We start from the raw sequence: 15,760 nt of genomic DNA, 5'->3' as shown, positions 1-15,760 counted from the left end.
GCGCTTGCGCGACTAAGAAAGTTCTTCAGTTACTATTTGTCTGACCAAATTGCCGTCGGCAAGACCTTTTAATTGCGGCATGACTAGTTTCATGGCATTGCCTTGATTGCGCTCGCCTTCAGGTATTGCCGAAATTATTCCGCGTACTATTTCTCTAATTTCAGCGTCGGATTTTTGAGCAGGTAGATATTTCACCAAGATGTCCTTTTCCTTCTGCTCTTTTTCGAGCAAATCTGCCCTTTGCGCTTTGGAAAATTCGGTAATGGCATCAGTACGCTGCTTTACTTGCTTGGCGACGACAGCCAATTCTTCATCTGCTGTTAACTCTTCTTTGCCCGTTTCCACTCTTTTATAGGTAAAGGCTGAAAGAATCGAGCGCAATGTGTCTATACGCAACTGGTCGCGATCCTTCATTGCTTGTTTTAGATCGCTGGAAATTTGTTCTTTAAGACTCATATCTTGACTCTATTGGGTTTTGACTGCTGATGATTGTACTATTTCCGGACCTTTATCCGGACTGACTTCAGTTGCGTAAGCCAGTACTTCCAAGCCAAGGACTTTCTTGACTGAGGCACGCCCTGCCATATCGGCAATCATGGATTCAGAAAATGCCAACAAGACAGGATTTTTTGTGAGCACTGCAATGTGATAGTTTTCCACTGCCAAATGCGCTTCTTCTGTTGTGACCTGGCAGCGGCTTTCAAAGCGCTTGTCCAAGTAAAGCTCTTTCATTAGCTTGCAAGACTCAGGACCGCCTGTGGCCATGACAAAAGAAAGCAAGGCTACTTTTGCCGCCGGACCAATAAATGTCGGCGTCATGGCAGCAACACCTAGAGTCGTCTGCACAACTTGCGAAGTTACCATGGAGAATTTGCTTTTCTGATTGTATTTGTGCAGGCGGCGTTTAATTTCGCCGACAACAGGATCATTATCTAGTGATGTCGAGACAACAGTTTTTAGTTTTTCCTGACGAGCCTGTACGTCCCATGGACCTTGCGCAAATACTTCTTGAGGCACATCTATGTCTTTTGCCCAACTCTTGAGCATGGCAATTGTCTTGTCGGCTTCATCTTGCCCGACCAAAGCAACAAGGGAAGTCTTTCCGGATTCAACAACTTGGGCGCCGCGTACTTTGTCGGACATGCCCAGCCCCATAGCAATTTGTGAGATGTTGCTTACTACTTCCAAATGTTTTTCATCGATATGCTTTTGCTTGGCGTATTCGGCCGATGCGCGGCTTTTAACTTTTATCTTCTCACCAAGGATGATGTTGCCGGCTTCAGCAGACGGTCCAAAGCCGCGATAAGGCACTAAGTAGTCAGCACCGTCTTTTACTTCGGCAAAAGCCTTTTGCAAAGGCTTGTTGTAGTGATAGACAGCCTTATTTAGCGAACTTGTCTTATCGTCATTGTTGAGTGCACAGTCAAGTAAGTTGTCGATACTCTGGCTTATCTTTGTGTGTTGATCTGAAAGAGATATGCCTATTTCCAGTTGCGGAATTTCCTGCTTGGCTGGTTCATTTAAAATGACGCGCTTGGCTGTGCGAATAAGCGATGTTGCTTTGCTTAACTGACCATAAATAGGCAGTGACCAACGAGAATCACCCTCAGATTTCATAGCGCGCAAGTTGAAGACACAACTTGCTTCGTTTACATCTTCTATTTCGTCGTTAATTTGCGTTGATTGTGTTGCTTGAGCCGTCTGTAATGTCTTTTCTTCTTCCAGCTGATCAAAAACAGGCATGAGCAAACCGCTCATGCGCATATTGCCGTTTTCATCCGGTGCCGGATCGGCAGATTGAGCCGGCAGTGGCAAATAAGCTGACAAGATAAGTGAGACTGCTAAAAAAGCACGAGATACCGAAGGCATATGTATTGAAAATCCAAAGAAAATCCATGACTCGCATTGGCTGTAGGCAATAGCCATGCATCTGTGTGATGCCAGTAGTTACTGACAGCCGAACTAGGTTAGCAGATATCAAATGGCAGGATCTTGGCGTGACCTAAAAGGTTTCTCAGCGCTTCTCTTGGAAACTGTCACTTGACTTGTTGGCCTTCCCAGTCGCCGCCACCCTGAAATTCGCCTTTCATGTAAGGGCCTTGATAATCGGCATCCTTAACAATAGAAACCTCGCCCTTGTAGGTCCAGGAGCGCGTGCTTGCCGCATCCTTACCTTTTGTATATTTCCTAACGATCGTAACTTTAGGAAAGTTATACCAGCCCTTTTCTATGACAAATCTTTCATTGGTATTGGTATCGACACCATGTCCATGCAATTTGTCTCCGTCTTGTTCAATGAACATTGTCGACTTAATAATCTTGAAATTGTGGCGGAAAGCAATATTCCATTTGCCGGATAAGTCCGGCGCTTTGGTATCAGATATGGTGCTGTCTGGTGCTTGTTGTTGCGTGGGCTCGGCAGGTGGTGTCGGTGCGGCATCGCCCTTGGGTGCATTTGTCAGTTGTGCTTCCCATTCGCCTGAAAGAGTTCCTGCTTGCGAGACTGATTGGTATTGACCAGTTAAATAAGGTCCTTTGTAATCAGGATCGTTGAGCATTTGCATTACGCCTGTGTAGGTGACAACCAGATTGACCTCACTAGGTTTTTGATCAACGTATGCTTTATTGAAGGTGAGTTGCCCGTCTTTATTAATAGAGCCGTCGAGGATTTTAAATTTGCGACCTTGCTCTTCTTGTCCGACGCCGACAAACTTTTCGCCTTTCTGCTTCAAGCGGACTTTGGCCTTTGTTACCTGATCATTGTTTTGATAACCCATAGTCCATTCGCCTGTCAGCGGCTCTTTATTGCCTCCTAATAGACCGCCTGTCAGCTGCGATAGGTCGCCACAACCGGTTAGTAGTGTTGCCAGCATTCCTACAAGAAGAATTACGTTTGTACGAAATTTGCTTTTAACCACTCTTCAATGCGCTCCCTTACGCGGTTGTCTCGAAATTCCAGCCAGCGGTTAAGTTCGTCTTTATTGCTTGCAAGAATCTTCTTAAAGGCTCCTGAAAGATCCGGGCTCTCAAAAGCTATTGTAGCGATGTTTTTTAAGTGTGTATCGCTCATGGTTTCAATAAAATCGGAAATGTCGGCTTTTAATTCGGACAATTTGGGCTTGGGCAGATATAAAAATCGTCGGCTATGTGTTTCCAACTCATCAGTTAGGTCCCGCAAGTCTTTTAAGTCGCGTTGCAAGAATTGCACGCTGCCTAGCTCAATATCCAGGTAGTAATTGTGATCCGGTGATTCATCTTGCCAGGCAAAGATGAGATATTTCATGTCGATTTCAGGTTGCATGTCTCGAGAATACAAGCCTAGTAACTATCTGGCAAGGCAGTTAATAGAGTCTGAAAAATTGCCTGCCGGTAGGTTATTGGCGGCTGTGGCAATCAAGCGAATACTGTAAACACCAGAGGACTTAAGGTCGCTTCTTTTGAGCGTCCATTTGCCCTCTAACCCGCTAACAGGGATTTGCTTAAAGCAGGCGGCTGATAATTTATTGCCGTTGGGGTTTTGGAAAAATTCATTGGGTTGAGATATTTCAACTATGGCTCCCGTTGCTCCTTCAATGTTTGATACAGAGTAATTGAGGACAAGGTCGTCTTGCGGACCAATTTGCACTAAGCCTAATTCAGCAGTTTGCGGATATTTATAATAGGGGCTTACAAAGTCGGCTCCAGGCTTGATAGATAGCGGATCAATGGACAATTGAGCCTTCAGCTTTTCTGTTGTGGTCACACCAATATTCTTAATCCAAACTTTGGATCCTGCTGGAAAACCTAGCGTGAGAGCTGCTATGGTGCCGTTAGTAAAATAGCCTGCTGCGCTCAAAGGCAGATAGTAACGATGAAACTGCCCGTCATTTGTAAAAGCCTGGGTAAAACTCCGTCTGTCTTGTCGGTTGTAGTCATCTAATAATCTTGTTGTCCAATAAAGTTCTACTTCTTGATTGGCTGAAACAGCAGGCGCATTGATGCGTGCTTCTATGTAAAATACATCGCTGTCTATTGGACTCAGACCGTCTGCAGACAACCTTACGGCAGGTCCGCTTACTGTGGAATTGGATTCTAAAACAAGCAATTTATTTGGTTCGTCATAAGAAGCTGTGCGGTAAAAGATTAGTCCGGGCATCATGCGCGCCACAATTGATGGGCCATCGAGTTCTTGCAGGCTATTTTTGTCAGGTGTTAAGTCGAATCCGACAAGACTTAGAAAATCTTTGTCCCAGCGCAAACTTGAGCCAATGTTTTTTCCTTCTTGCAGGCTGCGCTTGAGTCTTTCAGAAGGTACAACCCAGGCTGACAGTAATTCTGATTGTCCATCAAGTGCGGCAACAGAATATTCTTCCGGTGCAGGTACGACAGATACATTTCTAGGTAAATCCCTGATGAATACGTAGGGTGAACCCTCTTTGGCAACAACTACTTGCACTGATTTTTGAATGCTTTGCAATACGTGAGTATTGGCTCTGTAAGAAGAGTTTTGTTGCCAGGTCAGGCGGCAAAAGAATAGGACAAGCAAGAGAACAAAGATGGAGCTTACTGTCACTGTCACGGGCTGAAATTTCTTTGCGATAAAAGTAAAGCTTGTGAGGATATAGGTTAGGAGCAAGCAAGCAGGAAAAGACGCCAGGTAAAGCCAGCGGCTGCCGTATAGGTTGCGCAGGTCGGCAGCAACACCTACATAGGGCAAAACAAGAACTACAAGCACAATGAATGTTATAAGTGCATATATGCCGAATCGTTTGTTTTTCCAAATAGCTGCGACAAATCCTACAAGTGCCGGTGCAATAAGGAAATACATAAAGCGGTATTCGCGTGGATACTTCGGCACAATTTCATTGTTTATCGGGAAAAATAAATTGCGCAGTAATTGATACCACTCGCTGAACGAAAAGACATGGCTGGAAACGGCAAAATAAGCCTGCGCGGTGAAGCCTAAAATTAAGAGGAGAAGCGCGCCTGCCAACCATATTTTGTTTTCCTTCCCTCTCAAAAAAGCATAGGTGGAGATGAGGAAAAACAGAGCACTTAATTCAGAAGCCTTGCCGCTTATCCAGAAGACAGCTTCCGGATGCAGAGGATAAACAGCAAATAAAAGTGCGGCCGATATAGCTACTAGTGTGGAATTTTCCTTCGTTATTCGTTTGACAATTAAATAGACGCTAAGACTTGCCAGGACATGTATTAGCAGTCCGGTAAAACGCCACAGCCAAATTGATTTTTTGATAAAGACAGCTTTGGCGAAAAACCAAAAGTGCATAAACGGGCCCCAGGCGTCAGGCTTATCAGGTCCTGCCCATTGCATAAATGCCGAGCCGTCATCTTTCAGATGAGTGAGCCAGTTAATTAGAAACTGGTCGTCTAAATGTGCCGGCGCATTTAGAAAAGGCAAGTAAAGGGCTAAACAGGCTAGTGTCACAAGACAAATTGCCAGTTTTTTCGAGTTCAGGATTTTCAGTATGCCGGACATGGTTCACCTCAAGTTCAGGGCAATTATATATGTGCGCTAAATGTTGAGTCTTTTGTTAATGTCAAGAATAGGTTTTGCATTAAGTTATAAAAGCCATGCTGAAAATTGTCAGCATTGCTATGATGGGCTTTTATACGGCCGCGGGTCTTAAGGAGAAAACACAGAAATGGATAAGACTGACAAATCGAATGGTCCTATCTTGTGGTTTATCACAGTGCTTTTAACGCTCATAATCGGCATCGGCTTGGGCTATTTTATTTTGCCTAATAAGAGTGTCAAAAATACTGCGCCAAAAGTATCGGCAACAGTTACTGAATCAGGCGGACCGGCTATCACACTTAAAATTGGTGACAACGCCATTGCTGATATCGCTGAGTCAGCTGCTCCCAGTGTCGTTAATATCGATACGCAAATGTCTGTGTCCATGCCGCGTGATGTTTTTCATAATGGGCGCGGCTTCGGCAATTTTGAATTTTTCTTTGGACCGGGATTTCAGGGTTTGCCCCAGGAACCCAGACGTTTTGAAAGTCGCGGATCAGGTTCTGGTGTGATCGTGCGCAAGGACGGTTATATTCTGACTAATAATCACGTTGTAAAAAATGCAACCGCTATTAAGGTGACGCTTAATGATAAACAAGTCTTTAAAGGCAAAGTTGTAGGGCGCGATAGTTTCACCGATCTGGCTCTTGTTAAAATTGACGCTCAAGATTTGCCGGTTGCGCGCTTTGGTTCCAGTAAAGCATTGCGTCCGGGCGATTGGGCTATTGCCATAGGCAGTCCGTTGGGACTGGATCATACGGTGACATTAGGAATTGTTTCGGCTCTTGGTCGCTCACTTGCCGACTTAAATAACAATGTTGAACTTATTCAAACCGATGCCGCCATTAACCCAGGCAATTCAGGTGGCCCATTGCTTAATATTCATGGAGAAGTTATTGGTATCAACACGGCTATTCGCAGTGATGCGCAAAACATTGGTTTTGCCATTCCCATCGACAGTGCTAAGGACGTGATAAGCCAACTTCTGGCAGGAGGCAGTATTCAAAGACCTTATATAGGTGTCTATATGCAAGAGCTCGATGAAAAATTGGCTCGCTCTCTCGGTCTGTCAAACGGTGCGCAAGGAGTAGTTGTTGCTCAAGTGGCAACAAATTCACCTGCTGATCAAGCAGGGTTGCAGCAAGGTGATCTGATTGAACGCGTTGATGGGCAGTCTGTTAAAACATCTAAGGAAGTACAGGGTCTAGTTCGCGCGCACAAAGTAGGCGAATCAGTAAACATGCTCATTTTACGAAGCGGAAAACTAATTCCTGCCAATGTAAAGGTTGGCGATTACCCATCTGAAGGTCCAACGCAGTCTGACCAAGAAGAATAAAAGAGAAAGTAAATCAATCGGCGTACTTGCGACCACTGCTTTCTAATTCCAGGTTGCCCCAGGGATCAGCCGGCTTAGCTGCCGGCTTTTTAATTTTGGATTTGGCTACCGGGGATTTGATTTTTAGTCGAGCTGTTTTAATCGGCTTGGGTGCTTCGGCCTTAGGTGCTTCGATCTTGGGTATTTCTGTCTTTGGCGCTTCGGTCTTGGGCGGCGCGACAACTTCAGGCGGCGCAGCAGGAGGTTTTTCAACCGTTGGCTTGACCGCAGAAGGTTTCACTAAAGGAGCTGCGACCGTAGGCTTCTTCTGAGGCTTTATTTGTTGGTAGCGTGCAATGGCAAAACAAAGTGCCATAAGAACCAACGCAAGAAGAATGTAGATGGTTATGTAGCGACCTTTTCCAATGGGCTTGCTCATTGCGTAAGTTAGCCTTGGTGTGTCTCTGACAGATGGTGGTTCTTCGCCTGGTGGTCTTGTCTGCGGAATTGAGTAGATCAATTCTTCCTTGAGGGCAGCCATTGATTGCGGTCGGTCGGCGGGGTTTTTCTCCAGGCAGTGAAAGACTACATTTTCCAGTCTTTCCGGTATGTAGAGATCTTCTCTAACGGAAGCAAAACGAGGAGGCTTTTCGCCCAAATGTTTGGACATGGTTTCAACCATAGTCTTGCCCATAAGAGGCAATTCGCCGGTAAGCGCTTCATACATGAGCACTCCCATTGAATAAACATCCGAGCGAGGATCAAGTTTTTTGCCCTCGCACTGCTCAGGACTCATGTATACGGGGCTGCCGCAAATTTCTCCTGTTTGCGTAAGTCTTTGCGCTTCGTCGCTGCCCATTATTTTGGAAACGCCAAAATCAACTACTTTGACAAAGTCTTTCAAGTCTTCGTTGTTGATGAGCATTACGTTGCCCGGTTTTAAGTCACGGTGCACAAGTTTTTGATTGTGAGCGTGTTCAAGGGCATCGCAAACCTGCAAAAAGATTTTTACGCCGCGCTCACAGCCGATTTGCCCGTCGGACTTTATTATGTCGGCAAGACTTATGCCTTCCAGGTAATCCATAACCAAGTAGGGTTGACCGGTTGGCGACACACCATAGTCATAGAGGGTAATGATGTTTGGATGACTTAACTTGCTGGCTGCTTTTGCTTCATGCTGAAAGCGGCGAACGCTTTGAGAGTCAGTTATGTGCTGGGCCAAAAGCATTTTGATGGCGACATATCTTTCCATCAAGTCGTGTTTGGCTTTGTAGACAACGCCCATGCCACCATGACCGACTAAGGATAAGACTTCATAGTGCTCGGTGAGCTTTTTGCCTACCCAGGGGTCCTGGGCTATAGGGATAAGGACCGTGCCGTCAGAAGGGCAATTGGCGTGCGTGTCACTGAACTTGCGATCGCAAGTGACGCAGCGCTTCGTCAACTGTCCTTGTAAGTCTTCCAGCACTTAAGACACCCTTTAGGGCCGATAATCTTACCTTATCGGGTTCTTTTTAACTACCTTGGTTTTACCCGAGCAGCGTATTAAACTATCGCCTGGGCTTTCTCGACTTGACCGGCTGTAACAGAGAAGATATTGGCTTCATTAAGCCATTCCGGCTCAAATTTAGACAAGTGGGTCGTGGTAATTATTGTCTGCATATCGCCATTAAGCGCCGACATTAAGAGTCCCTGGCGGTCAACGTCTAATTCTGCCAGGACATCATCGAGTAAAAGCACCGGAGACTCGTTTAGTTTGTTTTTGATCAAATCCAATTCAGCTAGTTTAAGGGAAAGCACGAGGCTTCGTTGTTGTCCTTGGCTGGCAAAGGCAAGGGCTGACGCGCCGTTCAAGTTGAATGTAATATCGTCTCTGTGCGGGCCTACAACCGTTTGCTTGCGGGCAATTTCTTCTGCCCGGCATTTTTTCAAGATAGTCATTAACGTATCGGCAATTTCTGCTTCACTTGACTCATCAAAAGAAGCAGCCGTAGAAAGATAATCGGCTGTGAGCAGCTCACTTTCTTTTGACAGGTGTGACTGGTATTTTTCTGCTAGAGGCAAAAGTTCTTTTAAAAGCTTTATGCGGCTTCTAATAATAGTTGAGCCATAGTGAGCTAACTGCTTGTCCCAAACAATTAATTGATCTTGATCGGAAACTGTGACACGGCCTTTTTCAAATATTGTCTTAAGCAGTCTGTTGCGCTGAGTGACTACCTTTTGATAATTACTCAAAGTGTCCTGATAGCTGGGCGTCAGGCTGAAGAGAATGGTGTCAATCCAATCACGGCGAAATTTGGGACCGTCACGCAGCATGGACAAGTCTTGCGTGGAAAATGTCACGCTTACAAGTTTGCCGAAAAGTGCTTTTGTTGAAGGAGGCTTGACTCCGTTAATTGTGACGCGCTTTTCCAAACGGCTTGCCGTATCCGGCCTGTTTAGGCTAATGGCAATTTCCTCGTCATAGCCGCCGCGCTCAAAGACGACTTTTAATTGCATGGGCGATTTTTTCCAGGCAATTAGTTCAAAGTCATCACTTGTTCGCGCGGATTTGCCGCGAGAGGAAACTTCTATTGCTTCCAGGAAGTTGCTTTTGCCTTGCGCATTGTCACCGATAAGTATGTTCTTGCCGGGGGCAAGTTGAACTTCTACTTGTTTGTAGTTGCGGTAATTATTTAGGGTGACTTCTTTTACTTGCATTGAGTTGTGAGTAATTGACGTGCCTTTTGACAGTCAGCCTGTATCTGAGCCTTAAGCTCTTCAATTCCATTAAACTTCATTTCGTCACGTAAGCGGTGACAAAACTCAAAGGCAACTTCCTTGTCGTAAATATCCTTATCGAAATCAAGAATGTGCGCTTCTATTGTCAGCTTCGAGTCATTTGTCACAGTTGGACGATAGCCGATATTTATGACTGAGGGATGAATGCCTGAATCGTCTTTGTAGAAGCCGGCATAAACACCTGTCTTGGGAATTACCTGCACGGCAGAAACAGCTAAGTTGGCTGTGGGGAATCCCAGCAGTCTGCCTCTTTGATCGCCTCTGACGACTTGGGCTAGAATGGCATGCGGGCGTTGCATGAGTTTTTGCGCCAATTCTACGTTTCCTTCCATGATTGCCTGGCGTATTACCGAGCTGGATACATCGAGGTTGTCCTCCATTACCATCTTCTGAGTGTGCACGGAAAAGTCGTGAACTTTGCCCAGCTCAGCCAGTAAGTCCGGGTTGCCTTCTCGATTGCGTCCGAAACGATGATTGACGCCGACAGAAATTGACTTGGCACCCATTGCTTCTACAAGCACCTTCTGCACATATTCTTGAGGCGTCATTTTGCATATCTCTTCGCGGAAGGTCAGCGCTAAAGCGGCTTCGATTCCCAGTTCTTCAAATAATTTCAGCCTTTGTTCAACAAGTGTGAGAAGTTTAGGCGCGCTGCCTGTTGTCAGTGAGCGCGGATGATCGGTAAAGGTGACAATTGCCGGCGTGACTTTTAGTCGGCGTGCTTCTTCTAAGGCTTTTTTGATGACTACTTGATGTCCTGGATGAACACCGTCAAAGAAACCCAAGGCAAGTGCCGATTGCTTTATGAGGCCGGGTTTAAAATCGTAGAAAACTTCCATGAATTGGGGCTTCCAGCGCCTTGTCGGGCGGCTTTACCTATAGACAAGTTAATATTGTATCTCAGTGGCTATATATCCGTAGATATCGTTTCTGCTATCTATTTCTAGGACTCAAATTTAGACTCATTTGGTGTTAAAATATCCCCGTGAGCTGGACGAACCCTTTTTGAGGGCAGTTTCCAGTTTGCGCTCAACGCGCGTGATGTGCCCTGAGCGAATACATAAATTGACTATCGAATCAAGTGTGAAATTCAAATGGCAAAAACCAAAGAAGTGGAAGATATGGCAGCTGAAACAGAAAGCAAATCCAAGGGCAAAGGTGGTGGCGATTATACAGCCGCTACAATCGATGTTTTGGAAGGTTTGGAAGCAGTCAGAAAGCGTCCTGGTATGTACATCGGTTCGACAGGACCACGTGGCTTGCACCACCTTGTCTATGAAATTGTAGACAACTCGGTTGACGAAGCGCTTGCCGGTTTTTGTAAGAACATTGAAGTCACAATCAACGAAGACAACTCCGTAACCGTAACCGACGATGGACGCGGTATCCCTGTCGATAAAGTAGCAAAGACAGGCAAGAGCGGTGTCGAAACAGTATTTACCGTCTTGCACGCCGGCGGCAAATTCGGCGGTGGCGTCTACAAAGTATCAGGTGGTTTGCACGGCGTTGGAGCCTCAGTTGTAAACGCGTTGTCGGAGCGTCTTGTTGTTGAAGTTTCACGCGACAACAAAGTCTATAGACAAGAATACAAGCGTGGTAATGCTTCCGGCGGACTGGAAGTAATCGGCTCGACTGATAAGACAGGCACCAAAGTTACCTTCTGGCCGGACGATCAGATTTTCCATGACGTCAATGAAGAAGGCGAGCGCACAAAAATTGTCATGGACCATGATGTGTTGGTTACTCGTCTTAGGGAAATGTCGTTCCTTAACAAGGGACTGCGCATGACTCTTTCCGATAAGCGCTCCGACAAGAGCGATACCTTCTACTACGAAGGTGGTATTGCCAGTTACGTTGAATACCTCAATGATACTCGTACCGCATTGCACAAACCTCCTGTTTACTTTGAAATTGCCAAAGACAATGTTGTCGTCGAGTGCGCGTTGCAATGGACTGATATGTACTCAGAATCCATTTATACATTCGTGAATAATATCAATACTCACGATGGTGGCACGCACTTAACCGGTTTCCGCAATGCGCTCACTCGCGTCATTAACGATTACGCACGGAAGAGCGGACTTGTTAAAGAATCCGATTCCAACTTTAGCGGTGAAGATGTTCGCGAAGGCTTGACGGCTATCGTCAGCGTCAAAGTGCCTGAACCACAATTTGAAGGTCAAACAAAAGAACGTTTGGGCAACCGAGAAGTGCAAGGTATTACTCAATCGGTGACGACAGACAACCTTTCTGATTGGCTGGAATTAAATCCGAAGCAAAGCAAGGAAATTATCGGCAAAGCCATTCAAGCGCGCACTGCGCGCGAAGCAGCGCACAAGGCTAAAATTCTTGTTCGCCGTCAGTCGGCTTTGGAAAATTCCTCGTTGCCGGGCAAACTAGCCGACTGTTCAGACAGAGATCCGGCTAAGTGTGAAATCTACCTTGTAGAAGGTGATTCCGCCGGTGGCTCTGCTAAGCAAGGTCGCAATAGGCAGTTCCAAGCTATTCTTCCTCTGCGCGGCAAAATCTTGAACGTTGAACGTGTTCAGCCAACAAGAATTTACGAAAACGCTGAAGTGCAAGCGATGATTCAGGGACTTGGACTATCCGTTAAGGAAGACGAAGAAAATGGTGGTGGTAAGGGTTCCGGTCTTTTGCGTCCGAACGCAGAAAACCTTGATCTCGGCAAGCTCAGATATCACAAAGTGATTATCATGACCGATGCTGATGTCGACGGTAGCCACATCCGAACATTGCTTTTGACATTCTTCTTCCGTTATGCCAAGCCGATGGTTGAGCAAGGCTATGTATACATCGCCCAGCCGCCACTCTATAAAGTAGAAAAAGGTAAGCGTATTGAGTATTGCTACAACGAGCATAAACTGGAAGCAGTTTTAGCTGAGTTGGGCGATAAAGCAGTTATCCAGCGATTCAAAGGTTTGGGCGAAATGATGCCCGAGCAGCTCTGGGATACAACAATGAATCCGGAAACACGCACCCTGAAGAAGGTAACCATTGAAGATGCTTCTGAAGCCGACCACGTCTTTGACCTTTTGATGGGTGAAGCTGTAGGACCGCGTCGTGAATTCATTGAGCGTAATGCGCACTTAGTGGGCAACCTGGACGTTTAAAAAACGTGATTAACGTAGCCAATGTAATAACAGTATCCAGAGTGTTTTTAGCACTGGGGACCCTTGCCTTGCTTTGGCTGCCCGGTGATACTTGGCGGTGGATAGCCTTTGTTTTGACGGCATTGGTTATTTGGGGTGATGGCCTTGATGGTTATTTTGCGCGCAAACTGAATCAAACATCCAAGTTTGGCGCGATGCTTGATATAGTCGGCGACAGGGCTGTGGAAATGGCTTACTGGATAGCCTTTTCTGCGCTTTCCTGGATTCCTGTTTGGGTGCCACTGCTCTATTTGATTAGAGGAACTTTTGTCGATGCGATAAGACAAGTAGCAAGCGAACAAGGCTTTACTGCATTTGGTAAAACAACCATGATGCAATCAGGTCTAGGCAAGTTTCTTGTGGCGTCTAATTTCAGTCGCTTTAGCTATGCAATTGCTAAAGCCGCTGCCTTTTGCTTGGTGATTGCCGCCCATACGGAAAAATGTGAGACAACTGCCGTGCCGGAAATCGCCATGGCACTTGTTTATGTTTCGTGCGTCTTTTGTATTATTCGCGGACTGCCTGTACTTATTGAAGGCAGATCTCTATTAAAAGTCTAGGTGACCCATTACTAAATTAGGATCTCGATCTCACTACTTAATTGGAGAATGAAATGACGAACATTACTAGAACTCTTATTGTCTCTGCCATGCTTGTAGGTCTCAGCCTACCTGTTGCTGCTAAGGAACAAATTGCCACAGCGAATGGTTGGACAATTGATCCGGCGCATTCATCGGCAAGATTTTCTATTAAACACATGATGATTTCCAACGTCAATGGTTCATTCGGCAAAGTATCAGGCAATGTTCAATACGATGGAAAGAACCTGCCGAAAGCCACTGTTGAAGCTGTGATTGACGTGAACAGCATCGATACCAACGAGCCGAAACGTGATGAGCACTTAAAGAGCAAAGATTTTTTTGAAGTAGATAAATATCCGACAATTACTTTTAAGTCGAGGAAAATCACTCAAACAAAAGATGGTTTCAAAATTCTCGGCACTTTGACCATGCATGGTGTTTCTAAAGAGGTGACACTTGATGCGGAAGCAATGGGTCCCATAGTAAATGCGCACGGCAAAACTCGCACCGGAACATCTGCCACAGCCAAACTAAATCGTAAGGACTTCGGAATTTCTTACAATGCTGCTTTAGATAACGGCGGAGCTATGGTTGGCGACGACGTGAAGATTACACTGGATGTAGAAATGGTCAAGTCAGAGGATAAACCGCAAGGTTAGGTCTTTGGTCTTAAGCCGACGTCTTTGACGTAGGCGCCCATGCCACCAATTAAGTCGGTTATTTGCGTGAAGCCGTGTTTACGCAGATAACTGGCTGCTATTGAAGAACGATAACCGCCGGCGCAAACGACTGCCAGCCTTTTATTTTGGGGGACATGGCTCAGTCGCTCTTTTAGTTCGGCTAAGGGGACATGAACTGAGCCTTCAATATGACCACCGTAATACTCGGATTCAGTTCTTACATCCAGCACTGTATGAGAGCCATCGGCTACTGCTTGCTGAAGCTCGTGTGAACCTAGACGCGTAACTGACCGACAAACATCACTTGCCGGTATTTCAGATAGGTCATTTAAGAAGCCGGCGACATTGTCGAAGCCTATGCGACCAAGACGCATGGCGGCTTGCCGCTCATCACCTTTATTGGCAATTATTACTATGGGTAATTCGGGAGACAAAATAGCGCCACACCAGTTGGCGTATTTTCCTCCCAGTCCGACATTGATACTGTCCTTTATATGACCTTGAGCAAATTCATTAGCTGTGCGCACATCGAGTATTTGAGCGTCTTTTACAGCTAATAGCTCCTTGAGGCTTAAGGGTCTCAGCTTGCCTGCCAATGAGTTGTCTAAAAGCTCGTGATTGGTTTTGTTGTATGAAGCAGTGAAAGAGAAGTACTTAGGCGGGCTTGTTTGGCAGCTAACGAGCTCTTTTATGAAGGCGTCTTTGTTCTTCTCCTTAAGTGCCCAGTTTGTAAGTTTCTGCACAGCCATCGTCGAGAAAGAATCCTTGCTCAGATTTTTCCCACAGGCAGAACCGGCTCCGTGAGCGGGATAGACGATAGTCTCATCAGGCAGATTCAAGAGCTTTGTCTGCAATGAATCGTAGAGCATTGAAGCTAGATCATCTGCTTTTAGACCTTTAGAAGCTAGCAAATCCGGACGGCCTACATCGCCTAAAAAGAGTGTGTCACCTGTAAAAACAGCATATGGTTTGTCTGATTCGCTCTTGTCGTAAGCCAAAATGCAGATGGATTCAGGGGTGTGACCGGGTGTCTCAAGTACCTTCAGTGTTACATTTTTGCCTAATTCCAATAAGTTTCCTTCAAAAAGCCCTTGGAATGGGAACTTTGCGTCGGATTTAGCACCCATGGCGACAGTCGCCTTGGTCTTTGCGGCAAGCTCTAGATGACCGGAAGCAAAGTCAGCGTGACAGTGGGTCAAAACGACGTACTTAATAGTTAGGTTAGCCTTTTGGGCCTCTTCCAGATAAATGTCGATATCACGTTGGGGATCAATTACACAAGCGATACCCTCTGTATTATCGGCAACTAGGTAGGAGAAGTGTGACAGGCAGTCTAAGGAAAATTGTTTAAGCCGCATACGTGTTTTTTCCCTTTTCTTTTGGTTGCTTCCAATCTATACTCCTCACAGACTACCGGAACTGGACCCAACGAGGGGAAAAATTGTGATTAAGGTAATAAACCTGGCAATAGCTCTAAGCCTAATAAGCGTAACGGCAGCCTCCGCTGAAGTTGGTAAGGCGTCGATTGTTGACCCGGCACTGAGCAAGGCATTAGAAACCCTCAACGGGACCTATAACAACAAGACCTATAAGAAAGTAGTACGTCGCCAAGTGGTTGCCGGTAAGCCCAAAGCTGCCAAGCGGGCGCACAAGGATCTCGATAAGGTATTAATATTGGGTGGCGCTGAAGCGTTTCCCATGTAATTTAGAAATTAGAC

At 45.8% G+C, this 15,760-nt stretch carries 14 protein-coding genes; 5 read left to right on the top strand and 9 right to left on the bottom strand.

What is annotated here, in order from left to right; genetic code table 11:
• Window positions 1-12: 12 nt before the first annotated feature.
• The 5 genes from K2Y22_01455 to K2Y22_01435 form a co-directional block, all read right to left on the bottom strand.
• A complete protein-coding gene (locus tag K2Y22_01455) occupies window positions 13-456 on the bottom strand; it encodes a GatB/YqeY domain-containing protein (GenBank protein ID MBX9877100.1) in 444 nt (147 codons plus the stop codon).
• Between the two features lie 9 nt (window positions 457-465).
• Window positions 466-1,869, bottom strand: a complete 1,404-nt coding sequence (locus K2Y22_01450) for a hypothetical protein (GenBank protein ID MBX9877099.1) — start codon at window positions 1,867-1,869, stop codon at window positions 466-468.
• A gap of 167 nt (window positions 1,870-2,036) precedes the next feature.
• On the bottom strand, window positions 2,037-2,918 hold the full coding sequence (locus tag K2Y22_01445) for a hypothetical protein (protein MBX9877098.1): 882 nt from the start codon (window positions 2,916-2,918) through the stop codon (window positions 2,037-2,039).
• On the bottom strand, window positions 2,888-3,301 hold the full coding sequence (locus K2Y22_01440) for a UPF0158 family protein (protein ID MBX9877097.1): 414 nt from the start codon (window positions 3,299-3,301) through the stop codon (window positions 2,888-2,890). Before K2Y22_01440 ends, K2Y22_01445 begins: the two co-directional genes overlap by 31 nt.
• Window positions 3,302-3,325: 24 nt before the next feature.
• A complete protein-coding gene (locus K2Y22_01435) occupies window positions 3,326-5,476 on the bottom strand; it encodes a hypothetical protein (GenBank protein ID MBX9877096.1) in 2,151 nt (716 codons plus the stop codon).
• A gap of 166 nt (window positions 5,477-5,642) precedes the next feature.
• Here K2Y22_01435 and K2Y22_01430 point away from each other — a divergent pair, with 166 nt between their 5' ends.
• A complete protein-coding gene (locus K2Y22_01430) occupies window positions 5,643-6,851 on the top strand; it encodes a trypsin-like peptidase domain-containing protein (protein ID MBX9877095.1) in 1,209 nt (402 codons plus the stop codon).
• Between the two features lie 13 nt (window positions 6,852-6,864).
• On the opposite strand, the gene K2Y22_01425 is transcribed toward K2Y22_01430, so the two are convergent.
• The 3 genes from K2Y22_01425 to K2Y22_01415 all read right to left on the bottom strand — a co-directional run bounded on the left by K2Y22_01425 (window position 6,865) and on the right by K2Y22_01415 (window position 10,450).
• Window positions 6,865-8,298 carry a protein kinase gene (locus K2Y22_01425; protein MBX9877094.1) on the bottom strand — a complete coding sequence of 478 codons (1,434 nt, stop codon included), beginning with the start codon at window positions 8,296-8,298 and terminating at the stop codon, window positions 6,865-6,867.
• A 77-nt stretch (window positions 8,299-8,375) separates the two neighbouring features.
• Window positions 8,376-9,530 (bottom strand): DNA replication/repair protein RecF, encoded by a 1,155-nt coding sequence (recF, locus tag K2Y22_01420; protein MBX9877093.1) that lies wholly within the window; start codon window positions 9,528-9,530, stop codon window positions 8,376-8,378.
• Window positions 9,521-10,450, bottom strand: a complete 930-nt coding sequence (locus K2Y22_01415) for a bifunctional riboflavin kinase/FAD synthetase (GenBank protein ID MBX9877092.1) — start codon at window positions 10,448-10,450, stop codon at window positions 9,521-9,523. Before K2Y22_01415 ends, recF begins: the two co-directional genes overlap by 10 nt.
• A gap of 282 nt (window positions 10,451-10,732) precedes the next feature.
• Between K2Y22_01415 and gyrB the strand changes: the two genes are divergently transcribed.
• From gyrB to K2Y22_01400, 3 genes are read left to right on the top strand one after another with little or no spacing between them, the layout of a single operon-like run.
• The gene (gene gyrB, locus K2Y22_01410) at window positions 10,733-12,742 is read left to right on the top strand and encodes a DNA topoisomerase (ATP-hydrolyzing) subunit B (protein ID MBX9877091.1); all 2,010 of its coding nucleotides are present in this window, start codon (window positions 10,733-10,735) and stop codon (window positions 12,740-12,742) included.
• 5 nt (window positions 12,743-12,747) lie between these two features.
• Window positions 12,748-13,341, top strand: coding sequence for a CDP-alcohol phosphatidyltransferase family protein (locus K2Y22_01405; GenBank protein ID MBX9877090.1), 594 nt, complete (start codon window positions 12,748-12,750; stop codon window positions 13,339-13,341).
• A 53-nt stretch (window positions 13,342-13,394) separates the two neighbouring features.
• Window positions 13,395-14,021 carry a YceI family protein gene (locus tag K2Y22_01400; protein MBX9877089.1) on the top strand — a complete coding sequence of 209 codons (627 nt, stop codon included), beginning with the start codon at window positions 13,395-13,397 and terminating at the stop codon, window positions 14,019-14,021.
• Here K2Y22_01400 and K2Y22_01395 read toward each other — a convergent pair.
• On the bottom strand, window positions 14,018-15,400 hold the full coding sequence (locus K2Y22_01395) for an MBL fold metallo-hydrolase (GenBank protein MBX9877088.1): 1,383 nt from the start codon (window positions 15,398-15,400) through the stop codon (window positions 14,018-14,020). The genes K2Y22_01400 and K2Y22_01395 overlap by 4 nt on opposite strands.
• 85 nt (window positions 15,401-15,485) lie before the next feature.
• Here K2Y22_01395 and K2Y22_01390 point away from each other — a divergent pair, with 85 nt between their 5' ends.
• Window positions 15,486-15,746 carry a hypothetical protein gene (locus K2Y22_01390; GenBank protein ID MBX9877087.1) on the top strand — a complete coding sequence of 87 codons (261 nt, stop codon included), beginning with the start codon at window positions 15,486-15,488 and terminating at the stop codon, window positions 15,744-15,746.
• Window positions 15,747-15,760 lie beyond the last annotated feature (14 nt).

It is taken from the genome of Candidatus Obscuribacterales bacterium, from assembly GCA_019744775.1.
In the GTDB taxonomy this organism is placed as follows: domain Bacteria; phylum Cyanobacteriota; class Vampirovibrionia; order Obscuribacterales; family Obscuribacteraceae; genus SBAT01.
Note: the sequence above shows the minus strand (reverse complement) of the source record. Positions and strands in the feature narration are given on the sequence as shown.